The sequence below is a fragment of the Arthrobacter sp. BC5 genome (assembly GCF_056680255.1).
On sequence record NZ_CM155273.1, the window covers coordinates 1,769,430 to 1,793,204 of the forward strand.

Consider the following 23,775-nt stretch of genomic DNA (forward strand, 5'->3'; position numbering starts at 1 on the left):
GCATGATCCGCCTCACGATCGCGAACGGTATCGCCGAGGTGGTGCTCGATGCGCCCTCCCGGCTCAACGCGGTGGACGAGCAGGCGCTCGCCGACCTCTCGTCGGCCTACGACGACGCCGCAGCCGGCGTCCGCGAGGGCACGGTCCGGGCTCTCGTGCTGCGGGGGGAGGGGCGCGCGTTCTGTGCGGGCCGGAACCTCGGATCGATCGAACCGGGGGCCGACGACGCCTACGGATTCCTCGATACCACCGTGAGTCCCCTGCTGCGGACGATGGCGGACTTCCCGGCACCGACGTTCGCCGCGGCGCAGGGTGCGTGCCTCGGCGTCGGGCTGGGCCTGCTGATCGCCACCGACGTCGTGTACGTCGCGGAGGACGCGAAGATCGGTTCGCCGTTCGCCAGCCTCGGACTGGTGCTCGATTCGGGCGGTCATTGGCTCTTCACGGAGCGGCTCGGGCCGCACCGCGCCCTCGACCTCATGTACACGGGCGACCTCATGAGCGGGGCCGAGGCCGTTGACGGCGGACTCTTCAGCCGCGCCGTGCCCGCGAACGGTCTGCTCGAGTTCACGCGGGCCAAGGCCGCGCACGCCGCCGGCGGGCCGGTGCCGGCCCTCGTCGCCTCCAAGCAACTCGTCGGCAGGATCCGCGACGAGCGGCTCGGCCTGTGGCAGGCGATCAGCGCGGAGAACGATGTGCAGGGCGCACTCAGCGGGTCGGACGACTACCGGGAGGGCCTCGAGGCGTTCCGGGAGAAGCGGGCGCCGCGCTTCGGTTCCTGATACCCGACGTTCCCCCGGGGTGCGACCGACCCGCCTGGCCGGAGGACGATCAGCGCGCGCAGCGAGGCCGATACTCCTGTCATGCCGTTTTGTACACATCTTCTGCAGCAGCGGCGAGGCCCCTTGCTGCTGGCGGTAGCGTGACCATGCTCCTACCTTGAGAACACGGGTGTCGTCCACACCCGGCAGGCGGTACGCGATGCTGGTCTTCAAGGTAGATGTCGAGGAAGTCGGAGACGGGTTCGTCATGACCTGTCCGGATCTCCCCGTGTCGCACCACACCATCGACTCCCTCTGGGACGCCTGCAGCGTCCGTCCCATCCTGGCCGAGCAGTCCGGAGTGCCGGATGATCTGGTGTGGCTGCAGATTCGGGCCCGGACTGGTGCCCTCACCGTCATCTCCGATGTCCATCCCCTTCACCGGGTGTCGTTCCACACGGTGATCCGTCCCGCCCACCCTGCCTTCGACCGCTCGAAGCTCCTCTTCGACCACGCCCTGACCGCCCTGCGGCACGAGGCAGACCAGGAATCGTCGCAGCAGAGGGCTCCGGCGCATGTGAAGTTCGTCCTGTCCTTCCTCAACGGGACCAAGGTACCGCTGCCGCGAAGCGGAGGCTGGTTGCTTCGACAGGTCATCGACGACACCCGGCAGACGGGCGACCTCAGTGCCTGGATCAGGACGCGGCTGACAGGACTGCCGGCATCGGAGGCCCAGTGGTACACGCCCGTCATCAGTCTCCAGGCAGTCACCTTCAGCCCCGAAGCCAAGGCGGTCCGGCGCCGCAGCTAGCGGGAAGGCACATCCGGAGCGGTCATGGCCCACGGGCCGGCGCGGGACAGGACCGCCGCCGCGGTCCGGACTGCTAACCTGAGGCAATAAGCTTGCTGATGAATGGGCGCGGCGACCACATGGCTAGGTGATACGACGGCAGCCCGACGCCTTGGGCGGGGCCGCCGACGCGGAGGTTTTGAACGATGAGCGCACAGCTTCAGATCCAGCAGCTGAGAAGGGCCCTGTCCGAGACGGCACTCACCCTCGACAACGTGTGGGTCGGTTACTACGGCCTGGGCGGGGCGGTCTCTCTCTTCGAGCTCGAGGCGTACCTGGGAGGCTTGCTGGTGCTGCAGGACCAGGAGTGCGACATCCTGGCCGATGCGACCAACGAGCTGTTGTCCGGGTTCGGTGCCAGGAACAGGATCAACCGTTGCTCCGATGATGCACCGTCGGGCTCATCGGCGGACTCCCGGCGAGCGCTGGGTGCCGCGGGAGCTTTCCTGTTCACCACTGAGGAGCAGGAGCAGGAACGCCTGCACGCGGTGACCCGGACCGGGTTGCTGGACACCGTGCAGGAGGAGCGATTCGACCGGATCACCAGGGAAGCGAAGGACTATTTCCGCGTCAGCTCCGTCATCGTCGCGCTGATCGATGACCGCCGCCAGTTCCTCAAGTCCGTGATCGGGCCGGTCCGGCAGGACATGCCGCGGGAGATCTCCTTCTGCAACGCGACGATCCGCACTGCGGGTCCGCTGATCGTCAGGGACGCTCGTGAGGATGATCGGTTCAAGCACAACCCGCTGGTTCTGGGGGAGCCCTACATCCGGTTCTACGCCGGTTATCCGCTGCGGGGTCCCGGAGGCTGGACGATCGGTACGTTGTGCGTGATCGACCAGGAACCACGGGAATACTCCATGCGTGATGGCAAGAAGCTGCGCACGCTCGCCCGGCAGGTCGAGGACGAGGTCAATGGGCCACGAATCCTGCCCGACGAGCCAGGGGAAACATGCTCGGAGCCGCTCTCCGAGCCCTAGCGGTGCCCTCGTGCACCAGTCGTGGCAGTGCGTGCGGACCGGCGCATCAGTTCCCCGTCGCGGAACTCCACCGTCCCGAGTGGTGAGCCTGTGCATCAGGGGCGTAACCGGCGTGGTGGAAGTCGGCAAGAGCATCCCTGAACGCGTCGGCCTGTTTCCGGAGTCTCAGCACGAGCGGCCCGGTGGGCGTCGAGCCAACCGGCTGCTGGGCCAGTGCGCGGGTTGCTGATGCCTCTAGCTGGGCTGCCCCCGACATCGCAGCACTTGCCTGCAGGCTCAGTAACGCCGTGATGAGCTCCGCTTCGTCCTGCTCTCCGGCGGATCGTTCTATCCGCTGGATGCGATCGGTCAGCAGCGAAGCGAAGGAGGCCAGAAAATCGGACACGACGGCGTAGGAGCCGAGGTCTTCGGCGAGTTGCTCGAAGACGGCCGTGTCGAGGACTGGAATCATGCTGTGCCTCCCCATGCCGGCTGCAGGTGGCGCAGACCAGTCGGGATCGGACCGTCCTGCGCCATGGCATACCTGCTGCTTCCTGTTCCCCGTGCCACGCCGGCAACTCTGGCAACAGTGACCGGTCCTCGCGGTCCGCACACGAGTAGGCGCTACCTGTCTTCGTCGCAAACGGCGCGCACGCCCGGCGTCGAGGGCCAGGGATCGAGCCACGCCTCCAGGGGACTCGCCCGACCCGGGTGCCGATGGTCTTTCTCATTTGCCGTCGATACTGCAAGACTCGTCGGAGTCGGTCCGACGGACGGAAGGGGAACCTCGTGGTCGAACGGAAGGTCATCGTCCGCACCGAGGGCGGGCTCCATGCGATCGTGGCTACCCGCATTGCAGCCATTGTCGAAGACTGCGGCGCGAAGGTCCTCCTGGCCCTGACCGGGGATCCGCTGTACCAGGTCGACGCGTCCAAGCTGATGGCTGTTCTGAGTCTCGGGGTCGCAGCCGGAGAATCATTGACCGTCACCTGCGACGGGGTGGGGGCCGATCACACGTTGAACGCCATCGTCGCCGTGCTGTCCGGCGACTGAGCGTTCCGTTGCACGCCACCGGCCACACGCACTCCGTGAAGCGACCGGGGTGTTGTCGATCGCCCACCCAGCGCCGGGAACTGATCCATCCGGCTCGCCTCTGCTCGCGCAGATCACAGACCCGCGAGAAGCTCTTTCATCTCGGCGATTTCGGACTCCTGGGTCGTCTCGATGGTCCTGGCCAGCTCGATCACCTCCAGGTTCCGGCCGTTGTCGATCTCGTCCCGCGCCATCTCGATCGCGCCTTCATGGTGGGCGATCATGGATTCCAGGAACAGGCGCGACGCCTCGGTTCCCCCGGCGGCCGCGAGCTCGGACATCTGGTCCTCGCTCATCATGCCGTCCATGCGTCCCGACCCTGATCCCATGGTGTGCCCGTCGGTGTCTCCACCCCCATGGTCCATGTCTCCCATCTCCGCGCTTTCCATGCTGTCCGGCCCCATGACGTCGTCCCAGGCCTCCAGCCAGCCCTTCATGGTCTCGATCTCGGGCCCCTGGGCGTCCTTGATGCGTGTCGCGAGGTCCTCGATCTCCGGGCTGATGTCGTCCTTGGAGAGCATCAGGTCACTCATCTCCACGGCCTGCTCGTGGTGGGGAATCATCATCCGGGTGAACATCAGGTCCGCCTGGTTGTGCTCGGCCGTGGCCTCGGATGCGCCTGACGTCGCATCGGCGGTGGACCCGGTGCCGGCTTCGGCGGTGGTGCTGGGGGCGGTCGCCACGGAACTCTCCCCACCCGTGCCGCCCACGCCCTCGGCGTCTCCGCCCGAGGATGAGCCGCAGGCGGACAGGGTGATGAGGGCGGCCACGGACAGGGACGCAAGAGACAGGGAATGCTTCATGGTGGTCAGATCCTTCGATGCTCGGATGTGGGGTATCAACGGGTGGTGTGGTGCAGGAAGACGACGGACACCGCGAGGGCCGGGCCGCGCGTACGAGCGCGGTCCTGCCCGGACAGGGGTCCTGCCGCCCACGGTAAAGGGCGGGTGCGGGCCGCGGATCCTAGGTGCGGCTGATGCAGAGCCGAGTCAGTGAAGGAGGAGGCGCTGGTCGGTTCGTCCCCGACGGCGCAGGGAGCCCCCGTCGGCGCATGGCGGACAGGAGGGCGCGGCCGGCAGGAACCGGCAGAACCGCGATGCCGACGACGACCATCGCCAGCACACATTCCCAGCATCATCTCGTCCACGCAGCCGCCACCGCAGAGGCTGCTCGGGGCGGTGGAACCGTGGCCGCCCATCCGGACGTGCATGGCAAGGATTCCGGCCATGATGGCCGTCAGGCCTGCCAGGGTCAGGAGGGACGGGAGGACGGAACGCGGCAGGGACATCAGCGCGCGTACACCCGGGTTCCGGGTCATTGTCCTTGCTCCTTTCCTCAGCGTCGTGCCTGTCCCGTGGGGACACCGTGGTGAGTCCTGAGGTCCAGTCGTCGCAGTAGTTGCGCGTTCAGGGCGACGACGATCGTGGACACGGACATGAGGACCGCGCCGAGAGCCATGGGCAGGACGAATCCGACGGGTGCGAGGACCCCCGCCGCCAGCGGCACGGAGATCAGGTTGTAGCCCGCTGCCCACCACAGGTTCTGCTTCATCTTGCGGTAGCTCGCCCGGGACAACTCGATGACCGACAGCACCGAACGCGGATCATCGCTGGCGAGAATCACGCCGGCGGAGGCGATGGCGACGTCCGTGCCGGCGCCGATGGCGATGCCGACGTCGGCCTGTGCGAGGGCAGGAGCGTCGTTGACGCCGTCGCCGACCATCGCGACCTTCCGGCCTTCCTGCTGCAGTGCGGCAACCTTCTCCGCTTTGTTCTCGGGAAGGACGCCGGCGAAGACGCGGTCGATCCCCAGCTCGGCTCCCACCGAGGAGGCCACGGCTTCGGCGTCGCCGGTGATCATGACCACCTCGATGCCGAGGGCGTGCAGCGCGTCGACGGCCTGCTGTGATTCCGGGCGGACCTCGTCGGCCAGGCCGACCGCGCCGATGACTGCACCGTCGCTGATGACATGCAGGATGATGGCCCCGTGGTCCTTCCATGCTTCGGTCTCGGGCAGCGGTGTGCCGGCGTGCTGTCGGAGCATCCCGGGACCGCCCACGCTGATGGTGCGCCCGTCGATGGTTGCGCTGACTCCCACTGCGGTCGATGACCGGAAATCCGTCGCCCGCGGCACGGGGAGGTCTCCCTGCCGGGCAGCGTCGACGATCGCTCGAGCGAGGGGGTGCTCGCTGTCCGTCTCGGCTGCGGCAGCCAGGCTGAGGACATCGTGTCCGGTGTGCCCGGCCACGGATGCGACGTGACTGACGACCGGCCGGCCCTTGGTGAGGGTGCCGGTCTTGTCGAACAGCACGGCATCGACGGTGCGCATGGTCTCCAGTGCCAGCCGGTCCTTGACGAGGACGCCGCCGCGCGCAGCCCGCTCCGTGGCGATCGAGACCACCAGCGGAATGGCCAATCCCAGGGCATGGGGGCAGGCAATGACCAGAACGGTGACGGTGCGGATCACGGCGTCATCCGGGAACCCCAGCAGGGTCCATGCCACGGCGGTGATGGCCGCGGCGATGAGGGCGAACCAGAAGAGCCAGCCTGCTGCCGTGTCGGCTATGCGCTGCGCACGCGAGGAGGAGCCTTGTGCTTCGGCGACCAGCCGCTGGATGCCGGCCAGCGCCGTGTCCTCTCCCACCGCGGTGATCTCGATCCGCAGGGCGGTGTCGGTGGCCACGGTTCCTGCGACGACGGGATCGCCGGGCCCGCGGCGTACCGGCCGGGATTCACCGGTGATCATCGATTCGTCGACGTCGGCGGTCCCGGCAAGGACCCGCCCGTCGGCCGGGATTCTGCCGCCGGGCCGGATCATGACGAGGTCCCCGACCATCAGCTCGGACGGGGTGACCGTGGTGATCCGGTCGCCCTCGATTCTCTCGGCTTCATCGGGAAGCAGGGCAGCCAGCGATTCGAGGGCCGACGACGTCTGCGCGAGGGAACGCATCTCGATCCAGTGCCCGAGCAGCATGATGACAATCAGCAGGGCCAGTTCCCACCAGAAGTCCAACGCATGATGCAGAAGCCCGAGGTTCGCACCCCAGGAGGCGGCGAATGCCACCGTGATGGCCAGGGCGATCAGGAGCATCATGCCGGGCTTGCGACTCCTGAGCTCACCCACGGCTCCCGTGAGGAACGGCGCGCCGCCCCAGACATACATGACGGTGCCCAGTACAGGGGAGACCCAGGCGACGAAGGGGATGTCCGGCAGGCTGTAGCCCAGGATCATCGCGAACATGCTGCTGAGGAGAACCACAGGTACGGCCAGGACGAGCATGATCCAGAACAGGCGCCGGAACCGGCCCACATGATCGCCGTGGCCCTCATGGCCGCCGTGACCGCCATGGCTCTCGGGTCCGGCCGGATGGGACGTCAGGGCTCCGTGATCCTCCATGCGGTGGTGTCCGGCCTCGAGGCCGGGCCCGAGGCCGTGGCGGTGGGAGTGCTGCTGTGCCGGTTCCATGGGTTCATGGTATACCCCCCACGGGTATGCTGCCAAGGTCCTGGGCCTGCGCGATCGGCCCACCGGCTCCGCGCCGCACCCTGCCATGCCGTCCGCCCGGGTTCACCGTGTGTCGAGGTCCTCGAAGACGAGGAAGGTCTGCGTGTCCAGCACTCCGGGCATCGACTGCAACTGGTCGAAGATGACGCGCCTCAGCCCGACGTTGTCCTCGGCCCGCACCAGGAGGATGACGTCGAAGTCCCCGCCGACGAGCGCGATGTGATGGATCTCCGGGACGTGCCGGAGGCGGTCCCGAAGCTCGCGCCAGGAATGCTGCCGCACCTTCAGCGTGACGTAGGCGGAGGATCGGAGGCCCGCCTTGGCCGGGTCGATGATCGCCGTGAACCGCGTCAGGACGCCGTCCTCGGTGAGCCTGGCGATCCGGGAGTAGGCATGGGCGCGGGAGATGTGGACGCGTTCCGCCACGGAGGTGACGGACTGCCGCCCGTCCCGCGTGAGCTCGGCGAGGATCTTCCGGTCGACGTCGTCGAGAACTCCATCCACCACGTGTCCACGCTCCTTCGCGTAATGCAGCTCACACTGCCGATTCGTCCACAGAATACCCCTCAGAAATCGTGATCATCCACACTTTCCCGCCTTCGTGGATACAAAGAGAGCCAGCTGACCATACTGGATCCCACAGCATCCAGCGCCGGAGCTACCGCCCGGCGCCTCGAAGGGGCGCCGCGTGGGCGGCCGGTAGTGGAGGCGGACATGAGTACGGCAACCAACGGCGGCCGCGGAAGCATGATGGGGGGAGCGCCCGACGGCGGTGCGCAGCCCACGGCGGGCAGTGCCCTGCTCCCCTCGGCGGAGCCTGTTCGACTGGTGGACCCGGATGGGCAGCACACCCACGACGACCGGTATCCCCTTCCCGACGGCACGCAACTGCTCAGGGCCTACGGGCACCTCGTGGCGGGTCGGCGCATCAACGACCAGGCAAACGCGCTCGTCCGGCAGGGACGCATGGCGGTCTACCCCTCGTCCCACGGCCAGGAGGCCTGCCAGGTGGCCGCCGCCGTCGTGCTCGGCGACGAGGACTGGCTCTTCCCCACCTACCGGGACACCGTGGCGGTCATCACGCGCGGCGTCGATCCGCTCCAGGTACTCACCCTGCTGCGCGGCGACTGGCACGGCGGCTACGACCCGCACCAGCACCGCGTCGCCACCCAGGCGACGCCGCTCGCCACCCAACTCCTCCACGCCGTCGGTGTCGCCCATGCCGCGAAGCTCCGCGGGGAATCCACGGTGGTCCTGGCCATGTGCGGGGACGGGGCGACCAGCGAGGGCGACTTCCATGAGGCTCTGAACTTCGCCGCCGTCTTCCACGTACCCGTGGTCTTCTTCATCCAGAACAACGAGTTCGCCATCTCCGTGCCGCTCAGGAACCAGTCGGTGGCTCCGTCGCTCGCCCACAAGGCGATCGGCTACGGGATGCCCGGGGAGCGCGTGGACGGCAACGACCTCGCAGCCCTCCTCGCGGTTCTCGGAGCCGCCGTGGACAGGGCCCGCGACGGCGGGGGCCCCTCGCTCATCGAGGCCCACACCTACCGCATGCAGGCGCACACCAACGCCGACGACGCCACGCGCTACCGCTCCGCCGACGAGGTGGAGCGCTGGGTGCCGAAGGACCCGATCGTCCGGATGCGCACGTACCTGCGGGCGCTGAACCTGCTGGACGAGGAGGGCGAGCGGGCGCTTGCCGATGCGGCGGATGCGATCGCCGCAACCATCCGCAGAGGACTCAGCACGGAGGCCGAGGTGAACCCGGCAGAGCTTTTCGAGTACGTGTACACGGAGAAGACGTCCCAGCTGCGCGAACAGGCGGAGCAACTGCGCGAGGAACTGGCGCGGGACGCGGACGCAGGCACCGGAGCGGACGCCGGAGCCGATGCAGAGGACGACGGCACCCAGGACCGGTCGGACGGGGAGGAGCGATGACGCAGGCCACGGAAGCGCGGGCTCCGGAGGCCGCACGCCGGCCCGAGGCCATCCCCGCACCGGCGCCCAGGGCGACGACGACCTTCGCGAAGGCGCTCAATGCCGCGCTCGCGGATGCGATGGAGGCCGATGCCGCCGTCCTGATGTTCGGCGAGGACGTCGGCGTGCTCGGCGGGGTCTTCCGCATCACCGACGGCCTGACCGCACGCTTCGGCGAGGGGCGCTGCTTCGACACGCCGCTCGCGGAGGCCGGCATCATGGGCATGGCCGTGGGCATGGCGATGAACGGTATGAAGCCGGTGGTCGAGATGCAGTTCGACGCCTTCGCCTACCCTGCCTTCGAGCAGGTGGTCAGCCACGTGGCGAAGATGCCGAACCGCACGCGGGGCAAGGTGCGCCTGCCGATCGTCATCCGCATCCCGTACGCCGGCGGTATCGGTGGCGTCGAGCACCACTGCGACTCGTCCGAGGCCTACTACGCCCACACGCCCGGCCTCACGGTGCTGGCCCCCGCAACCGTCCGCGACGCCTACTTCATGCTCCGCGAGGCCATCGCGTCACCGGATCCCGTGGTGTTCCTCGAGCCGAAGAAGCTGTACTGGTCCAAGGAGGAGGTCGATCTCGCGGAGCTCCGCAGGACCTTCGACGATGGGCACGCACCCCGGCGGATCGGGCGCGCGGTCGTCGCCCGGCCGGGCGCCGATGCGACCCTCATCAGCTACGGCCCGTCCGTCCCGACGGCGCTCGCCGCAGCTGCTGCGGCCGCCGAGGAGGGCCGATCGATCGAGGTCATCGACCTCCGCTCCATCGTCCCGTTCGACGACGAGACCGTGTGCGAGAGCGTCCGCCGGACGGGCCGCGCCGTCGTCGTGGCCGAGGCTCCGGGCTTCGCCTCGGTGGCCTCCGAGATCGTGGCACGCGTGCAGGAGCGCTGCTTCCACTCGCTCGCCGCGCCGGTGCTCCGCGTCACCGGCTTCGACATCCCGTATCCGTCGCCCAAGCTGGAGCACCTCTACCTGCCGAGCGTGGACCGCATCCTCGACGCGGTGGACAACCTGCAGTGGGAGGACTGACATGAGCGCACCGACCGTCACGCCGAAGCTCCTGGTCTTCTCCCTCCCTGATCTCGGGGAGGGCCTGACCGAGGCCGAGCTGGTGTCCTGGCTCGTGGCCGAGGGAGACACCGTCGTCGTCGATCAGCCCGTCGCCGAGGTGGAGACCGCCAAGTCCGTGGTCGAGGTGCCGTCCCCCTTCGCCGGCACCGTCGCCGTCCTGCACGGACGGCCAGGGGAGGTGCTCGACGTCGGGGCGCCGTTCCTGTCGGTCCGGCCGGCGGGCTTCGGGATACCGACAACCGCAGCGCCCACCGGGCCGACGGCGGCCCCGTCGACCCCCCGCGGCGATTCCGGGACGCGGGCCGCGGCCGCCGAGCTGCGCGAGGATGCAGGCGTGCCGACGTCGGCGACAGGCGGGAACGACAGCACTCCCGTGGCCGGCGAGGGATCGGGCAACGTGCTGATCGGGTACGGCACCCCCGGCGGCCTGTCCGGCGGACGGTCGCGACCGCGGAAGGGGATCGCGCCGAGAAGCGCTGCGGCCGCGACGCCGCCGGCTCCCCCGGAGCCGGCGGCGGACCGGATGGCGCCTCTCTGCGTCTCCCCGCTGGTCCGCAGGCTCGCGCGGGAGCACGGCCTGCGCCTCGACGCCCTCAGCGGCTCGGGGGAGAAGGGGCTCATCCTGCGCCGCGATGTCGAGCAGGCCATCGCGGCCCGTTCGCAGGCGGCTGCGGAGGTCACGCCGTCCGGGGCCCCGGACGCCCGCTCCGGACTCACGGTGCTCGAGCGGACGCCGCTGCGCGGGGTCCGCCGGACGATCGCGGATGCGATGTCCCGCAGCCGGCGCGAGATCCCGGAGGCGACGGTCTGGGTGGACGTCGACGTCACGGCCCTGGTCGAGCTGCGGGACGGCATCAAGCGCCGCACACCGGACGACGCGCCCGGGATCCTGGCGTTCGTGGCACGCTTCGTCGTCGCCGGCCTCGCCCGCTACCCGGAACTGAACAGCAGGATCGAGACGGGCGACGACGGCAGCCAGGAGCTCGTGCGGGTCGAGGGCGTCAACCTCGGCATCGCCGCGCAGACCGACAGGGGCCTCGTGGTGCCGAGCGTGCGGCGTGCCGACACCATGTCGGCGCGTGAGCTCGACGCCGAGATCCGCCGCCTCGCGGCACTGGCGCGGAAGGGGAGGGCCACGCCGTCGGACCTCTCCTCCGGCACCTTCACGCTCAACAACTATGGAGTCTTCGGCATCGACGGCAGTGCGGCGATCATCAACCATCCGGAGTCCGCGATCCTCGGCATGGGACGCATCATGGACCGCCCGTGGGTCCTGGACGGTCATCTCGCGGTGCGCAAGGTGACCGAGCTGACGCTCGCGTTCGACCACCGCGTCTGTGACGGCGGCACCGCCGGAGGGTTCCTGCGGTTCGTCGCGGACGCAATGGAGAACCCGGGCGGCATGCTCGCCGACCTGTAGCGCGAGCTGGAATCGTCAGCTGTCGTCGGGGCCGTGCAGCAGTCCGCGCTGGGCCAGGTCGGCTTCGGCGGACGACTGCTCGGGAAGCGGGTCCGTGGCAGGGGGGACGTCCTCCGGGACGTAGTCCTTGAGCCCGAGCGCAACCTCTTCGCGCTCGGTGGCGAGGGCGAGGGCGTCGTCGTCCACGTGGTCGTCGGCCTTGCCGTGCGTCTGGCGGGAGGGCCGCGGCAGGGCGTCGTTGTCGGGGTTGAGGTCGTCCAGCGTCGGGAACTCTTCATTGATGTCAGCCATCCCTCCACCCTAGGAAGGTGCGCTGCCCGGGTCGACCACGCGATCGGTCCGGTGCGTGCCTTCCACTCGCATGAGTCGCGGCCTATGATCAGCGGCGCCGGGGGCCGTGCCTCGGAGTGCCCCGCACGACCGTAGGGTGGGGTTGGTGACCGAGCTGATGAACGACGCCCCTGCCGATGCGACGAGTACCCGGGAAGGATTCGTCCGCGTGCGAGGCGCCGGCGAGAACAACCTGCGCGGCGTCGACGTCGACTGCCCGCGGGACGCGGTCGTCGCCTTCACCGGTGTCTCGGGGTCCGGGAAGTCCTCGCTCGCCTTCGGGACCATCTACGCGGAAGCCCAGCGCCGCTACCTCGAATCCGTGGCACCGTATGCGCGCCGGCTCATCCAGCAGGGACATAATCCGCAGGTCCGGTCGATCACCGGGCTGCCTCCCGCCGTCGCCCTGCAGCAGCGACGGGGCACGCCGAGCGTGCGCTCCACGGTGGGAACGCTCACCACGCTCTCCAACTCCCTCCGCATGCTCTACTCCCGAGCCGGAACCTATCCGGAGGATGCCGCGGGCAGGCTCGAATCGGACGCCTTCTCGCCCAATACCGCCACGGGTGCCTGCCCCCGCTGCCACGGCCTCGGGATTGCGCGGGACGTCACGGAGCAGACGCTCGTCCCGGACCCGTCCCTGACCATCCGTGAGGGCGCCATCGCAGCGTGGCCCGGCGCCTGGCAGGGCAAGAACCTCCGGGACGTCGTCGGCGAGCTCGGTCACGACATCGACGTCCCCTGGCGGGAGCTGCCGGAGGAGACACGGGCCTGGCTCCTGTTCACCGAGGAACAGCCCGTCGTCGAAGTCGTGCCGCAGCGCGATCGCGTGGCCAAGCCGTACAAGGGGCGTTTCTGGAGCGCCAAGAGTTACGTGCTGCACACGCTGCACGATTCCAAGAGCCAGCAGATGCGCGATCGCGTGCTGCCCTTCATGGAGTCCGGTCCCTGCGGGGCCTGCGGTGGCAGCGGGCTGCGGCCGGAGGCGCTCGCGGTGACGTTCGGCGGACTCTCCATCGCGGAGGCCAATCTCCTGCCCCTGGCCGACCTCGTGGCCCACCTCGAGCCCGCAGCCGCCATCGAACGGCCCGCTGCAGCGCTCCGATCGGCCTCCTCGGGCGAGGGGGCGGACGTCTCGGCGACCATCAGCAGGGACCTGGTCCAGCGGGTCCGGACCCTCGTGGACCTCGGCCTGGGGTACCTGAGCCTCAGCCGCGGGACGCCCACGCTCTCGCCGGGCGAGATGCAGCGGCTGCGGATCGCCACGCAGCTCCGGTCGGGTCTCTTCGGCGTCGTCTACGTCCTGGACGAGCCGTCCGCAGGGCTGCATCCCGCCGACGTCGAGCCGCTCCTGGCCGTGCTCGAAGCACTGAAGGACGCCGGGAACAGCGTCTTCGTCGTCGAGCACAACATGGACGTCGTCCGGCGGTCGGACTGGATCGTCGACGTCGGTCCGCGCGCGGGGGAGGGCGGCGGCACGATCATCTACAGCGGTCCCGTCGACGGCCTCGCGCAGGTCCGTGGATCCGTCACGGCTCCGTTCCTGTCGCTGGGGGCCGCACCAGCCCCGGAGGATGGGGCAGTGATCGAGCCGGCAGGCTGGCTGCGGCTCCGGGGCATCCGGCGGCACAACCTGGACGGACTGGACGCCGACGTGCCGGTGGGTGTGCTCACCGCGGTGACGGGGGTGTCGGGATCCGGCAAATCGACGCTGGTGAGCACCGTCCTCGCCGAGGCCGTCGGGCAGCACGTGCGCAACGACACCCCGGTGGACGCGGAGCCGGGGGAGGATGACGCCGAGGCGGGCAGCACCGTCGTCGCGGACATCACCGGCCTGGAATGCATCGACCGCCTCGTGCGGGTCGACCAGAAACCCATCGGCCGCACCCCGCGCTCCAACCTCGCCACCTATACCGGGCTCTTCGACGCCGTCCGGAAGGCCTTCGCCGCGACGGACGCCGCCGGATCGAAGGGCTTCGGCGCCGGACGGTTCTCCTTCAACGTGCAGGGCGGCCGGTGCGAGACCTGCCAGGGCGAGGGATTCGTCTCGGTCGAGCTCCTGTTCCTGCCCGGAAGCTACGGACCCTGCCCCGTGTGCCACGGAGCGCGCTACAACGAGGACACCCTCTCGGTGACGCTCAGGGGGCGCACCATCGCCGATGTCCTCGCGATGACGGTCGACGACGCCGCCGTGTTCCTCGCCGACATCCCGTCCGCGTCCCGCTCCCTCGCCACGCTCCGCGAGGTCGGCCTGGGCTATCTGCGGCTGGGCCAGCCGGCCACCGAGCTGTCCGGAGGGGAGGCGCAGCGCATCAAGCTCGCCACCGAGCTGCAGCGTGCCCGGCGCGGACACACCCTCTACCTGCTGGACGAGCCGACCACCGGGCTGCACCCGGCCGACGTCGTCCTGCTCCTGGCGCAGCTGCGCAGGCTCGTGGGCGCGGGCAACACGGTGGTCGTCGTCGAGCACACAATGGCGGTCGTGGCGGCGGCGGACTGGGTGATCGACCTCGGGCCCGGAGGTGGCTCGGACGGCGGGCGGATCGTGGCCGCAGGTACTCCTCGCCGGATCGCCGCGCTCGCGCCGGAGGTGAGCGTCACGGCCCCGTACCTCGCAGCGCATCTCGATCGCCGGCATCCGACCCCGAGCAGCTGAGGCGCCGGCGCTCCTACACGAGCGCCGGCACGAAGTCGTCCCGCAGGGGTGCCGCGGCGTCCAGCGACCGCCAGGCGGCCGCGAGGATGCCCACGGCCCGCCGCGTGTCCTCGGGGGCGTAGCTGAAGGGGACCCGCAGGAAGCTCTCGAACACCCCGTCGATACCGAAGCGGGGGCCGGCGCCGAGCAGCAGCCCGCGGTCGCGGGCGGCGAGGGCCAGTTGCGAGCTCACCGGCGCACCCAGGTCGGCCCAGGTGCAGAGCCCGCCGGACACGCGAGGTACCTCCCACTCCGGCAGCACCTCCCCGAGGAGGGTTTCGAGCGTGTGGCGGCCTTCGGCCAGCTGCTTCGCCCGGAACCGCAGCAGCTCGTCGTAGTTCCCGAGCATCTCCAGCGCTATGAGTTGTTCGAGGACCGGTGTTCCCAGGTCCTGCGCATACCGGGACTGGACGAGGCGGTGGACCAGGGCCTCGTCCGCGCGGATCCAGCCGATGCGCAGCCCGCCCCAGACGGTCTTGCCCATGGAGCCGATGAGCACGGCCGGCCCGTACGCGGCGAGGGGGAGCTCGGCGACGCCGTCGATGCGCAGTTCGGCCATGGTCTCGTCGGCGATGACCACGGTGCCCTGGCGTCCGGCCGCGGCCATGAGGCGGTCGCGCTGCCCGGCGGGCATCACCGCGCCGGTGGGGTTGTGGAAGTCCGGCATGACGTAGGCCAGCGCCGGGCGCGCCCGGCGGAACGCCTGCTCGAGGCCGTCGTCGTCCCAGCCGCGGTGCGCATCCACGGACACGGGGACGAGGCTGCGCCCGGCCGAGCGGAGGGCCTCGTAGGCGTGCGGGTAGCTGGGTGCCTCGACGAGTGCGGTGTCCTGGCGGCCGAGGAGGGTCCGTGCGAGCAGCGAGATGGCGTGCTGGGCGCCGAGCGTGACCATGATCTGCCCGGGCGCCGTGGGCACGCCCCGCGCCGAGTACCGGTCCGCGAGGGCCTGCCGCAGCCGCGGGAGGCCGAGCGGATCGTAGCCGTTGCCGTTGAGGTAGGCCGGCAGCTGGCTCGACGCCCGGGCCGCTGCCTCGCCCACCTGCGGGGCTGCGGGGAGCGCGGCCGTGCTGAGATCCAGGACGACACCGTCACCGCCGCCGTCGTGCCCCGGCGCACCGCGTCCCGGCATGACGACGACGCTGCCCGAGCCGCGTGTGCTCTCGAGATAGCCGGCCGACCGCAGGCGGGCATAGGCCGCGGCCACCGTGGTCCGGCTGACGGCGAGCTGTGCCGCGAGCTCCCTCTCGGCCGGCAGGCGGGCCCCCAGGGGAATCCGTCCGTCGAGGGCGAGCAGCCGGATGCGGTCGGCGAGGGCGCCGTAGGCGGGCCCCGCGGCGCGCCAGGCTCCGAGATCGGTTGCGAGACGGCGGGCGGTGAGGACCATCATGGAGGCCACCATGCCATAATTGGCATCTTGATGTAAGGCCAATCAGCGGCTCTACTGGGAGCATGACGATTCTTGGTGCCCGCCGCGGCCTGCAGCTCATCATCGGTATCTTCCTCTATGGACTGTCGCTCGCGATGATGATCAGGGCGACCCTCGGGGTCTCGCCGTGGGACGTGCTCAGCCAGGGCGGCTCCCTGCAGACAGGCATCCCGTTCGGGTTCATGACCAACATCATCGGCGGGATCGTCCTGCTCCTCTGGATCCCGCTCCGCCAGCGCCCCGGCGTCGGCACGGTCCTCAACGTCCTGTTCGTGGGACCGAGCGCCGAGGTGGGGCTCGCGATCCTGGGCGAGCCGACCCAGCTCTGGGCGCGCGTGCTCCTGTTCACGGGGGGACTCGTCCTCCTGGCCGTGGCGAGCGGACTGTACATCGGCGCACGCTTCGGGCCGGGCCCCCGCGACGGCCTGATGACCGGCCTCCACAGCCGCTTCGGGCTGCCGATCTGGCTCGTGCGCACGGCCATCGAGGGAACGGTACTGCTGCTCGGCTGGCTGCTCGGGGGATCGGTCGGTCTCGGGACCGTGGCGTTCGCGCTCCTCATCGGGCCGATGATCAACGTGTCGCTGCCCGTGTTCCTCGTTCCCGAGCGTCCCCGCGCGGCGCCGGACGCCGTCGCCGCGGGTACCTGACCACGCCGTCGCGGGCACCACGGCGTCCCGCGGCTGCGCACCTAGACTGGAAGTCCCGCCATCGAGAGGACACCATGACGACCGACGCCCCCAGTGCCGAGACCCACGGGCCGTGGCGTGAGCTCGGACAGGGCATCTACGTGCTGCGGACCGCCGGCTTCCGGACGAACGTCGGGCTGATCGTCGGGACCGAGCGCGCCCTCGTCGTCGATACCGGACCGGGGCCCCTGGGTGCCGCAGAGGTGTACTCCCAGGTCCGGGACGTCACCGCCCTTCCGCTGATCGTCGTGAACACGCATGCCCATGCAGACCACTTCTTCGGTAACGCCTACTTCGCCGGGCAGGGTGTGGAGGAGTTCTGGGCGACGGCGCGGTGCAGGGAGGTGCAGGCGGAGACCGGCGAGGCGCAGCGTGCGCTGGTCGCCGCCGTGGAGCCGGCCATGGGCGCGGGCGACGGGACTTCCACGAGCATCCTCCCGGCCACCCGGCTCGTCGAGGGCAAGCCTGTGGACCTCGACCTCGGGGAGCAGTCGGTCACGCTCTTCCACCTCGGCCAGGCCCACACCGACCACGACCTCCTGGTCGGCGTGGGCAACGTCCTGTTCACCGGAGACGTGGTGGAGGAGGGGGCCGATCCCGCATTCGAGGACTCGTTCCCCGCCGACTGGGTGCGGACGCTCGGCAAGATGGTGGCGCTCGAGGACCTCTACGAGGTGTTCGTGCCGGGCCACGGGGAGCCGGTGGCAGTGGCCGAGGTCATCACGCAGATGAACAAGATGCGCAGCGCCATCCGCGTGACGCGGCTGGCCATGGACGAGGCATCGCTCGACATGACGAAGGCCATCCCCATCCTGCCGTACGGCCCCGAGCAGTCGAGGGTCCTCCTGATCCGGCTGCGCACCCTCGCGCACTGGAAGTGGCTCACGCGCAAGCACTAGCGGGGCTCGCCCGCTCGGCGTGTTCCCGGCTAGGCCGACGCGCCGAAGACCGTGCGCTCGAGGAAGGCGTTGCGGAACTTGCCCTCGGGATCCATGCGCCCGGCCAGTGCCCGGAAGTCCTCGAAGCGGGGGTAGAGCGGTGCGAGCTGCGCGGCGTCCGCCATGAACACCTTTCCCCAGTGCGGCCGGGCGCCCAGGGGCAGGAGTGCCGCCTCGAGTTCGGGCAGGAGCGCCTCGACCTCCTGCTGCAGCGGCTTCCAGGTGAAGTGCAGGCCGATGCCGGGGCGCTGGTAGTTGCTGCTGAGCCAGAGCTCGTCGGCAGCCATCGAACGCACCTCGGAGACCTGCAGCAGGGGGGTGATCCGCGGCGCGAGGGCGCGCATCGCCTCGATGGCCTCGACGGCGTGCTCGCGGCCCACGAGGTACTCGGTCTGCAGTTCCTCCCCATTGCTGGGGGTGAAGGCGAGACGGAAGTGCGCGAGGCGATCCGACCACGGCCCCGGCACGCCGAGCTGCTGCGTGCAGTGATCCGCGGCTACACCCGGCACCGGGTGGTAGGCGCGGTCAGCGGGTGTTCCCCCGTAGAACTCGCCCGGTGCGGCGGTGGGGCTGTCGATGCGGCTCTTGAGCCAGGCCTGTCCGATGCTGTCGCCGGACCAGTCGGTGAAGAGGCTGACGCTGTAGGCGGAGGAGGTCGCGGCGTCGTAGTCAGCGAGCACCCCGTCCCACGGCACATCGGTGAACACGTCCTGGCGCACGTCGAAGGAGGGCTCGATGCGCAGGGTCACGCGGTGTACGACGCCGAGTGCACCCAGGCCCACCACCATGCCGTCGAAGCCTTCGTCGCCCGTGGCCACGGTCAGGACGTCGCCCGATGCCGTGACGAGTTCCATGCCGACGACGGCGGTGGCGAGGTTGCCGTTCGCGTTCCCCGAGCCGTGGGTGGCGGTGGCGATGGCCCCGCCGATCGAGATGTGCGGGAGGGACGCCAGGTTGTGGAGCGCGAAGCCGCGGCGCTGGAGGTGCTGGGCGAGGATGCCGTACCGAACGCCGGCGCCGACCGTCACCGTGAGCGCGGCCTCATCGATCTCGACGCCGGGATCGAGCACGTCCAGGGACACCAGGGTCCCGGGGCTGTCGGCGATGTCGTTGAAGGAGTGGCGCGAGCCGAGCGGACTGACGCGCGTGGCTCCGGCCACTGCGCGCTGCAGGTCCGCGAGAGACGTGGGGTGCTCGATCGTCCGGGCGCGATACTCGTAATTGCCCGCCCAGTTGAGCCTGTCCCGTACCTGTTCCTCGATCATGGTGGTCCTTGTCTAACCGGTATCGCGACGATGGGACAGGTGCTGCAGCACCACGCCCGCACAGGGTGCCCGCCCATCCTACAACGTTGTAGACTCTCCTCACGCGTGAGGTATCGGGCATCACGGCTGGATCGAGGGAGCGGAATGGCAGCGACACTGAAGGATGTTGCGCTGGCGGCCGGCGTCTCGATCAAGACCGTCTCCAACGTCATCAACGACTACCAGCACATCCGCGCGGACACCAAGCAGCGCGTCATGGAGGCCATCTCCGAACTCGGCTACAGCCCCAACCTCTCGGCGCGCAGCCTGCGCTCGGGCAGGACGGGCGTGATCGGGCTCGCGGTCCCCGAGCTCTCGCTCAGCTACTTCGCCGAGCTGGCGGACTCGATCATCAAGGCCGCCGAGCGGCGCGGCCTCAAGGTCCTCATCGAGCAGACCGGAGGGGATCGCGCCCACGAGCTCGAGATCCTCTCCAGCCCGCGGCTCCAGATGACCGACGGTCTGCTGTTCAGCCCCCTCGGCATGTCGAACGAGGACGCACACCACCTGAACGTGAACTTCCCGCTCGTCCTCCTCGGCGAACGGATCTTCGGGGGCCCCACCGACCACGTGACCATGAGCAATGTCGAGTCGGCGCAGGCCGCCACGGCACACCTGCTGTCGAAAGGGCGGCGACGCATCGCCGTCGTCGGTGCGCACGAGGGCGAGGTGATCGGCTCTGCCGGACTCCGCCTGCGGGGGTACCGGCAGGCCCTCGCGGAGGCCGGCGTGCCGTTCGACCCGAAGCTGCTGGGCTATACGACCCTGTGGCATCGCTCGAACGGTGCCACCTCGATGCGGCAACTGCTCGAGTCCGGGGTCGAATTCGACGCGGTGTTCGGTCTGAACGACACGCTGGCCCTCGGGGCCATGCGCGTGCTGCAGGAGGCGGGGCTCCGGATACCCGACGACGTCGCCGTCATCGGCTTCGACGATCTCGACGAGGGCAGGTACTCCCTGCCCACGCTCTCGACCATCGATCCTGGTCGGGACGAGATCGCCGACACCGCCGTGCGTGTCCTGCAGGAGCGCATCTCGGCGCGGGAGGGCGTCGTCCCGCCACGCGAGATCGAGGCGCGTTTCCACGTGATCGAACGCGAATCCTCCGCTCTCCCGGACTAGTGCTCCGACCGCGACCGAAATTTTCGCTCAGCTGCTTGACAGTGACCCGGTTCACTCTGCATGCTTCTTTCTACATCGTTTACCTACAACGATGTAAACGACGGAACCGGCTCTTGCGGAACCCCTCTCCCAGCGAGGTGGACTGCAGGAGGGCGGACCCGGATCAAGGAAGATTCGAGCGGGCGCAGCACCTGTGCCCCGGCGATCCTCCTCCCTGCAGCACCTGGACCGGCCGCCCTCCGGGGCGGACCACGGTGGAGTACCACCGCGAGAGGAAGCAAGAGATATGAAAGCCAAGTTTCTGGCATCGGCAGGCATCGTCGCCGCCACTGCCGTAGCACTGACCGGCTGCTCCGGGGGAAGCGGAAGCGACGGGGGAGGCGGCTCGGAAGCGGCCTCCTGCACCAACACCATCGTCAACGCCGAAGCGCCCCAGGTGACGGTCTGGGCCTGGTACCCGGCGTTCAACGAGGTCGTCGACCAGTTCAACAACGCCAATGACGACGTCCAGATCTGCTGGACCAACGCGGGCCAGGGCAATGACGAGTACACGAAGTTCTCGACGTCGATCGAGTCCGGTTCCGGCGCTCCCGACGTCATCCAGCTCGAATCGGAGGTCCTCTCCAGCTTCACGATCCGCGACTCGCTCGTGGACCTCACGGAGTTCGGCGCCAACGACGTCAAGGCGGACTACGCCGAGGGCGCCTGGGAGGACGCGAGCAGCGGTGACGCCGTCTACGCCATCCCGGTCGACGGCGGGCCCATGGGCATGCTCTACCGCCAGGACCTCTTCGATGCCGCAGGCATCCAGGTTCCGACCACCTGGGAGGAGTTCGAGGCAGCGGCCCGTCAGCTGAAGGAGTCCGGCAGCGGCGCGGTCATCGGCGACTTCCCGACCAACGGCCGTGCCTTCAACCAGGCGCTCTTCGCCCAGGCCGGCTCCGTACCGTTCGAGTACGACTCGGCGAACCCGCAGGAGATCGGCATCAAGGTCAACGACGAGGGCGCGAAGAAGGTCCTCGAGTACTGGGACGGCCTCGTGAAGGACGGCCTGGTCGCGACCGACGACGCCTTCACGGCCGACTACAACACCAAGCTCGTCGACGGTTCCTACGCCGTCTACCTCGCCGCGGCCTGGGGCCCCGGCTACCTGCAGGGACTGTCCGACGCCGATCCGACCGCCGTCTGGCGTGCGGCGCCGCTGCCGCAGTGGGACGCAACCAATCCCGTCCAGGTGAACTGGGGCGGCTCCACCTTCGCCGTGACGGAACAGGCGAAGGACAAGGAGCTCGCAGCGAAGGTCGCCATGGGCATCTTCGGCAACGAGGAGGGCATGAACCTCGGTGTCGACAAGGGAGCACTCTTCCCGTCCTACGCCCCGGTCCTCGACTCCCCGGAGTTCGCCGACAAGGCATACGAGTTCTTCGGCGGACAGCAGATCAACAAGGACGTGTTCCTCGACGCCGCCGCAGGCTACGAGGGTGCGACCTTCAGCCCGTTCCAGAACTACGCCTACGACCAGCTCACCGAGCAGCTCTACGCGATGGTGCAGGGCGAGAAGGATGCCGGCCAGGCGCTCGACGACCTCCAGGTATCGCTCGAGAAGTACGCGACCGAGCAGGGCTTCACCCTGAAGTAGGCCGCCGTCGGAAGGTGCCCGCCTGCGTGGCGGGCACCTTCCCTCCGCCCCCGGTGGCGTCCGTCCACCGCACATCCGTCCCACAGCTCGAGGAAAGACCACCATGGCCACGACCACCGCGCCGACGTCGTCACACCCCGCCGAGGCAGCCCACCAGGTCAAGCACCGCCCGGACAGGAACTACCGGCGCAAGCAGCGCTGGGGATGGCTCTTCGTGGCGCCCTTCGCCCTCATCTTCCTGACGTTCCTCATCCTTCCGCTGGTCTACGCCTTCCGGATGAGCCTGTTCACCAGCACCCTCGCGACCGGCAACAAGTTCGTCGGGGCGGACAACTACCTCAAGGCGTTCTCCGACCCGATCTTCCTCCAGGGCCTCGGCACCGTGGCGAAGTTCGCCCTGATCATGATCCCGGCGCAGATGCTCGTGGCCCTCGTCGCGGCCCTCGTCCTCGACAACCTGGCCACCTGGGCCTCCAAGTTCTCACGCCTGATGATCTTCATCCCCTACGCGGTACCCGTGGTCATCGGCGCCCTGATGTGGGGCTTCCTCTACAGCCCGCGGTTCGGTCCGGCCAGTACCATCTTCGGCATCTTCGGACTGGCGGCACCGGAATTCCTCGCACAGGACAACATCTTCGGCAGCCTCGTGAACATCGTCACCTGGCAGTGGGCCGGCTACTACATGATCATCATCTACGCCGCCCTGAGGGGCATCGACCCCGGGATCTACGAAGCGGCCGTGCTCGATGGCGCCTCCGACCGGCAGATCGCCCTGCGCATCAAGGTCCCGATGATCTCCTCCTCCCTGGTCATGGTGGTCATCTTCGCCCTGATCGGCACCCTCCAGTTCTTCACCGAACCGCAGGTCCTGAGAGGGGTGGCGCAGGGAGCCATCCCGGTCTCGTACACGCCGAACATGTATGCGTTCACGCTGGCGTTCTCCTACAGCCAGTTCAACTACGCCTCTGCCATCTCGTTCGCCCTCGGCATCGTCGTGTTCGTCTTCTCCTTCATCTTCCTCTTCCTGACCCGCAAGCAGAGCGGACTGAAATAAGCCATGGCACTCGTCACAGACACCCCACAGCGGCAGGACGGCCGGAAGGGCCGCGGCTCCGCATCACGGAACCGGGCCCGCAACGGCGGCCCCCGCATCGGCTCCCACATCTTCCTGCTGATCCTCGTGATCTACTTCATCACCCCCCTCTGGTGGCTGACGGTCGCGAGCACCAAGGACACCGCGGGACTGTTCGGTGGATCAGGCGGACCGCTCTGGTTCGACGACGAATTCCACTTCTTCAGCAACCTGCAGGGCCTGTTCGAGCGCCAGGACGGCATCTACTGGCGCTGGCTCGGCAACTCGTTCCTCTATGCCATCTCCGGCGGCGTCGGCGCCACCATCCTGGCGGTCCTCGCCGGCTACGGCTTCGCCAAGTACAACTTCCGCGGACGGGCCGCCTTCTTCGGCATCCTGCTCGGAGCGGTCATGGTGCCGCTGACGGCGCTCGTCATCCCGACCTTCGTCCTCCTGAGCTCGGTCGGGCTCGTCAACACCATCTGGGCCGTCATCCTGCCCTCGCTGCTGAGCCCGTTCGGCGTGTACCTCATGAGGGTCTTCGCCCAGGAGGCCGTGCCGGACGAACTCCTCGACGCAGCACGGATCGACGGCGCCGGGGAGATCCGGACGTTCTTCCAGATCGCCCTGCCGCTCCTGCGCCCGGCCATCGTGACGGTGCTCCTGCTGTCCGTCGTCGGGACCTGGAACAACTTCTTCCTCCCGCTCGCCGTCCTCAGCGACCCGCTGCTGCTCCCCGTCACGGTGGGCCTCAACGGCTGGCAGGCCCTCTCCAACGCCGGCAGCGGCGGCGAGGCGCTGTGGAACCTCATCACCACGGGCGCCTTCATCTCGATCATCCCGCTGATCATCGCGTTCCTCTCCCTCCAGAAGTACTGGCAGGGCGGGCTGTCGCTGGGCTCGCTCAAGTAGCCCGCA

The 23,775-nt window shown here is 69.2% G+C and carries 21 protein-coding genes; 14 read left to right on the forward strand and 7 right to left on the reverse strand.

Going from position 1 to position 23,775, the window contains the following annotated elements; genetic code table 11:
- The first annotated feature begins 2 nt into the window (after positions 1-2).
- From AC1MFI_RS08175 to AC1MFI_RS08185, 3 genes are all read left to right on the forward strand, one after another.
- Positions 3-782, forward strand: a complete 780-nt coding sequence (locus tag AC1MFI_RS08175) for an enoyl-CoA hydratase/isomerase family protein (protein WP_479820825.1) — start codon at positions 3-5, stop codon at positions 780-782.
- A gap of 169 nt (positions 783-951) precedes the next feature.
- Positions 952-1,572 carry a hypothetical protein gene (locus tag AC1MFI_RS08180; RefSeq protein ID WP_479820658.1) on the forward strand — a complete coding sequence of 207 codons (621 nt, stop codon included), beginning with the start codon at positions 952-954 and terminating at the stop codon, positions 1,570-1,572.
- 185 nt (positions 1,573-1,757) lie between these two features.
- Entirely contained in the window at positions 1,758-2,591 is an 834-nt protein-coding gene (locus AC1MFI_RS08185) for a GAF domain-containing protein (protein WP_479820659.1), read from the forward strand.
- A 46-nt stretch (positions 2,592-2,637) separates the two neighbouring features.
- On the opposite strand, the gene AC1MFI_RS08190 is transcribed toward AC1MFI_RS08185, so the two are convergent.
- Complete coding sequence (locus AC1MFI_RS08190) at positions 2,638-3,042, reverse strand: hypothetical protein (RefSeq protein ID WP_479820660.1); 405 nt, start codon at positions 3,040-3,042, stop codon at positions 2,638-2,640.
- Positions 3,043-3,359: 317 nt separating this feature from the next.
- Between AC1MFI_RS08190 and AC1MFI_RS08195 the strand changes: the two genes are divergently transcribed.
- Entirely contained in the window at positions 3,360-3,623 is a 264-nt protein-coding gene (locus AC1MFI_RS08195; protein WP_479820661.1) for an HPr family phosphocarrier protein, read from the forward strand.
- Positions 3,624-3,736: 113 nt separating this feature from the next.
- On the opposite strand, the gene AC1MFI_RS08200 is transcribed toward AC1MFI_RS08195, so the two are convergent.
- From AC1MFI_RS08200 to AC1MFI_RS08210, 3 genes are all read right to left on the reverse strand, one after another.
- The gene (locus AC1MFI_RS08200; RefSeq protein ID WP_479820662.1) at positions 3,737-4,465 is read right to left on the reverse strand and encodes a DUF305 domain-containing protein; all 729 of its coding nucleotides are present in this window, start codon (positions 4,463-4,465) and stop codon (positions 3,737-3,739) included.
- Between the two features lie 532 nt (positions 4,466-4,997).
- Entirely contained in the window at positions 4,998-7,127 is a 2,130-nt protein-coding gene (locus AC1MFI_RS08205) for a heavy metal translocating P-type ATPase (RefSeq protein ID WP_479820663.1), read from the reverse strand.
- Between the two features lie 102 nt (positions 7,128-7,229).
- Positions 7,230-7,673: an Lrp/AsnC family transcriptional regulator gene (locus AC1MFI_RS08210; RefSeq protein WP_479820664.1), complete on the reverse strand. Its 444-nt coding sequence runs from the start codon at positions 7,671-7,673 to the stop codon at positions 7,230-7,232.
- A 240-nt stretch (positions 7,674-7,913) separates the two neighbouring features.
- Between AC1MFI_RS08210 and pdhA the strand changes: the two genes are divergently transcribed.
- The 3 genes from pdhA to AC1MFI_RS08225 are packed head-to-tail and all read left to right on the forward strand — an operon-like array spanning position 7,914 to position 11,642.
- A complete protein-coding gene (gene pdhA, locus AC1MFI_RS08215) occupies positions 7,914-9,107 on the forward strand; it encodes a pyruvate dehydrogenase (acetyl-transferring) E1 component subunit alpha (RefSeq protein WP_479820827.1) in 1,194 nt (397 codons plus the stop codon).
- On the forward strand, positions 9,104-10,180 hold the full coding sequence (locus AC1MFI_RS08220; protein ID WP_479820665.1) for an alpha-ketoacid dehydrogenase subunit beta: 1,077 nt from the start codon (positions 9,104-9,106) through the stop codon (positions 10,178-10,180). Before pdhA ends, AC1MFI_RS08220 begins: the two co-directional genes overlap by 4 nt.
- 1 nt (position 10,181) lies before the next feature.
- Positions 10,182-11,642, forward strand: a complete 1,461-nt coding sequence (locus AC1MFI_RS08225) for a dihydrolipoamide acetyltransferase family protein (RefSeq protein ID WP_479820666.1) — start codon at positions 10,182-10,184, stop codon at positions 11,640-11,642.
- A 15-nt stretch (positions 11,643-11,657) separates the two neighbouring features.
- Here the strand turns inward: AC1MFI_RS08225 and AC1MFI_RS08230 are convergent, their stop codons facing one another.
- Positions 11,658-11,933, reverse strand: coding sequence for a hypothetical protein (locus tag AC1MFI_RS08230; protein WP_479820667.1), 276 nt, complete (start codon positions 11,931-11,933; stop codon positions 11,658-11,660).
- A gap of 157 nt (positions 11,934-12,090) precedes the next feature.
- Here AC1MFI_RS08230 and AC1MFI_RS08235 point away from each other — a divergent pair, with 157 nt between their 5' ends.
- The gene (locus AC1MFI_RS08235; protein ID WP_479820829.1) at positions 12,091-14,628 is read left to right on the forward strand and encodes an excinuclease ABC subunit UvrA; all 2,538 of its coding nucleotides are present in this window, start codon (positions 12,091-12,093) and stop codon (positions 14,626-14,628) included.
- 13 nt (positions 14,629-14,641) lie between these two features.
- Here AC1MFI_RS08235 and yczR read toward each other — a convergent pair whose 3' ends face one another.
- Positions 14,642-16,066 (reverse strand): MocR-like transcription factor YczR, encoded by a 1,425-nt coding sequence (gene yczR, locus AC1MFI_RS08240; protein ID WP_479820668.1) that lies wholly within the window; start codon positions 16,064-16,066, stop codon positions 14,642-14,644.
- A 50-nt stretch (positions 16,067-16,116) separates the two neighbouring features.
- On the opposite strand from yczR, the gene yczE reads away from it, so the two are divergent.
- Both yczE and AC1MFI_RS08250 read left to right on the forward strand, forming a co-directional pair.
- On the forward strand, positions 16,117-16,743 hold the full coding sequence (gene yczE, locus AC1MFI_RS08245) for a membrane protein YczE (RefSeq protein ID WP_479820669.1): 627 nt from the start codon (positions 16,117-16,119) through the stop codon (positions 16,741-16,743).
- Positions 16,744-16,817: 74 nt separating this feature from the next.
- Positions 16,818-17,681 carry an MBL fold metallo-hydrolase gene (locus AC1MFI_RS08250; RefSeq protein WP_479820670.1) on the forward strand — a complete coding sequence of 288 codons (864 nt, stop codon included), beginning with the start codon at positions 16,818-16,820 and terminating at the stop codon, positions 17,679-17,681.
- Positions 17,682-17,710: 29 nt separating this feature from the next.
- Here AC1MFI_RS08250 and AC1MFI_RS08255 read toward each other — a convergent pair whose 3' ends face one another.
- Positions 17,711-18,985, reverse strand: coding sequence for an FAD-binding protein (locus AC1MFI_RS08255; protein ID WP_479820671.1), 1,275 nt, complete (start codon positions 18,983-18,985; stop codon positions 17,711-17,713).
- Positions 18,986-19,129: 144 nt separating this feature from the next.
- On the opposite strand from AC1MFI_RS08255, the gene AC1MFI_RS08260 reads away from it, so the two are divergent.
- The 4 genes from AC1MFI_RS08260 to AC1MFI_RS08275 all read left to right on the forward strand — a co-directional run bounded on the left by AC1MFI_RS08260 (position 19,130) and on the right by AC1MFI_RS08275 (position 23,769).
- Positions 19,130-20,146: a LacI family DNA-binding transcriptional regulator gene (locus AC1MFI_RS08260; protein WP_479820673.1), complete on the forward strand. Its 1,017-nt coding sequence runs from the start codon at positions 19,130-19,132 to the stop codon at positions 20,144-20,146.
- 286 nt (positions 20,147-20,432) lie between these two features.
- The gene (locus AC1MFI_RS08265) at positions 20,433-21,785 is read left to right on the forward strand and encodes an ABC transporter substrate-binding protein (RefSeq protein WP_479820675.1); all 1,353 of its coding nucleotides are present in this window, start codon (positions 20,433-20,435) and stop codon (positions 21,783-21,785) included.
- A 103-nt stretch (positions 21,786-21,888) separates the two neighbouring features.
- On the forward strand, positions 21,889-22,839 hold the full coding sequence (locus AC1MFI_RS08270) for a carbohydrate ABC transporter permease (protein WP_479820677.1): 951 nt from the start codon (positions 21,889-21,891) through the stop codon (positions 22,837-22,839).
- A gap of 3 nt (positions 22,840-22,842) precedes the next feature.
- Complete coding sequence (locus AC1MFI_RS08275) at positions 22,843-23,769, forward strand: carbohydrate ABC transporter permease (RefSeq protein WP_479820679.1); 927 nt, start codon at positions 22,843-22,845, stop codon at positions 23,767-23,769.
- Positions 23,770-23,775 lie beyond the last annotated feature (6 nt).

Bases quoted from the DNA above. Each gene is read 5' to 3' on its own strand.
- AC1MFI_RS08255 (WP_479820671.1), bottom strand. From the start codon at position 18,985: ATGATCGAGGAACAGGTACGGGACAGGCTCAACTGGGCGGGCAATTAC.
- AC1MFI_RS08175 (WP_479820825.1), top strand. From the start codon at position 3: ATGATCCGCCTCACGATCGCGAACGGTATCGCCGAGGTGGTGCTCGAT.
- AC1MFI_RS08275 (WP_479820679.1), top strand. From the start codon at position 22,843: ATGGCACTCGTCACAGACACCCCACAGCGGCAGGACGGCCGGAAGGGC.
- AC1MFI_RS08200 (WP_479820662.1), bottom strand. From the start codon at position 4,465: ATGAAGCATTCCCTGTCTCTTGCGTCCCTGTCCGTGGCCGCCCTCATC.
- AC1MFI_RS08220 (WP_479820665.1), top strand. From the start codon at position 9,104: ATGACGCAGGCCACGGAAGCGCGGGCTCCGGAGGCCGCACGCCGGCCC.
- AC1MFI_RS08185 (WP_479820659.1), top strand. From the start codon at position 1,758: ATGAGCGCACAGCTTCAGATCCAGCAGCTGAGAAGGGCCCTGTCCGAG.
- AC1MFI_RS08270 (WP_479820677.1), top strand. From the start codon at position 21,889: ATGGCCACGACCACCGCGCCGACGTCGTCACACCCCGCCGAGGCAGCC.
- AC1MFI_RS08225 (WP_479820666.1), top strand. From the start codon at position 10,182: ATGAGCGCACCGACCGTCACGCCGAAGCTCCTGGTCTTCTCCCTCCCT.
- pdhA (WP_479820827.1), top strand. From the start codon at position 7,914: ATGATGGGGGGAGCGCCCGACGGCGGTGCGCAGCCCACGGCGGGCAGT.
- AC1MFI_RS08250 (WP_479820670.1), top strand. From the start codon at position 16,818: ATGACGACCGACGCCCCCAGTGCCGAGACCCACGGGCCGTGGCGTGAG.
- AC1MFI_RS08230 (WP_479820667.1), bottom strand. From the start codon at position 11,933: ATGGCTGACATCAATGAAGAGTTCCCGACGCTGGACGACCTCAACCCC.
- AC1MFI_RS08205 (WP_479820663.1), bottom strand. From the start codon at position 7,127: ATGGAACCGGCACAGCAGCACTCCCACCGCCACGGCCTCGGGCCCGGC.
- yczR (WP_479820668.1), bottom strand. From the start codon at position 16,066: ATGGTGGCCTCCATGATGGTCCTCACCGCCCGCCGTCTCGCAACCGAT.
- AC1MFI_RS08235 (WP_479820829.1), top strand. From the start codon at position 12,091: ATGAACGACGCCCCTGCCGATGCGACGAGTACCCGGGAAGGATTCGTC.
- AC1MFI_RS08260 (WP_479820673.1), top strand. From the start codon at position 19,130: ATGGCAGCGACACTGAAGGATGTTGCGCTGGCGGCCGGCGTCTCGATC.
- yczE (WP_479820669.1), top strand. From the start codon at position 16,117: ATGACGATTCTTGGTGCCCGCCGCGGCCTGCAGCTCATCATCGGTATC.
- AC1MFI_RS08265 (WP_479820675.1), top strand. From the start codon at position 20,433: ATGAAAGCCAAGTTTCTGGCATCGGCAGGCATCGTCGCCGCCACTGCC.
- AC1MFI_RS08190 (WP_479820660.1), bottom strand. From the start codon at position 3,042: ATGATTCCAGTCCTCGACACGGCCGTCTTCGAGCAACTCGCCGAAGAC.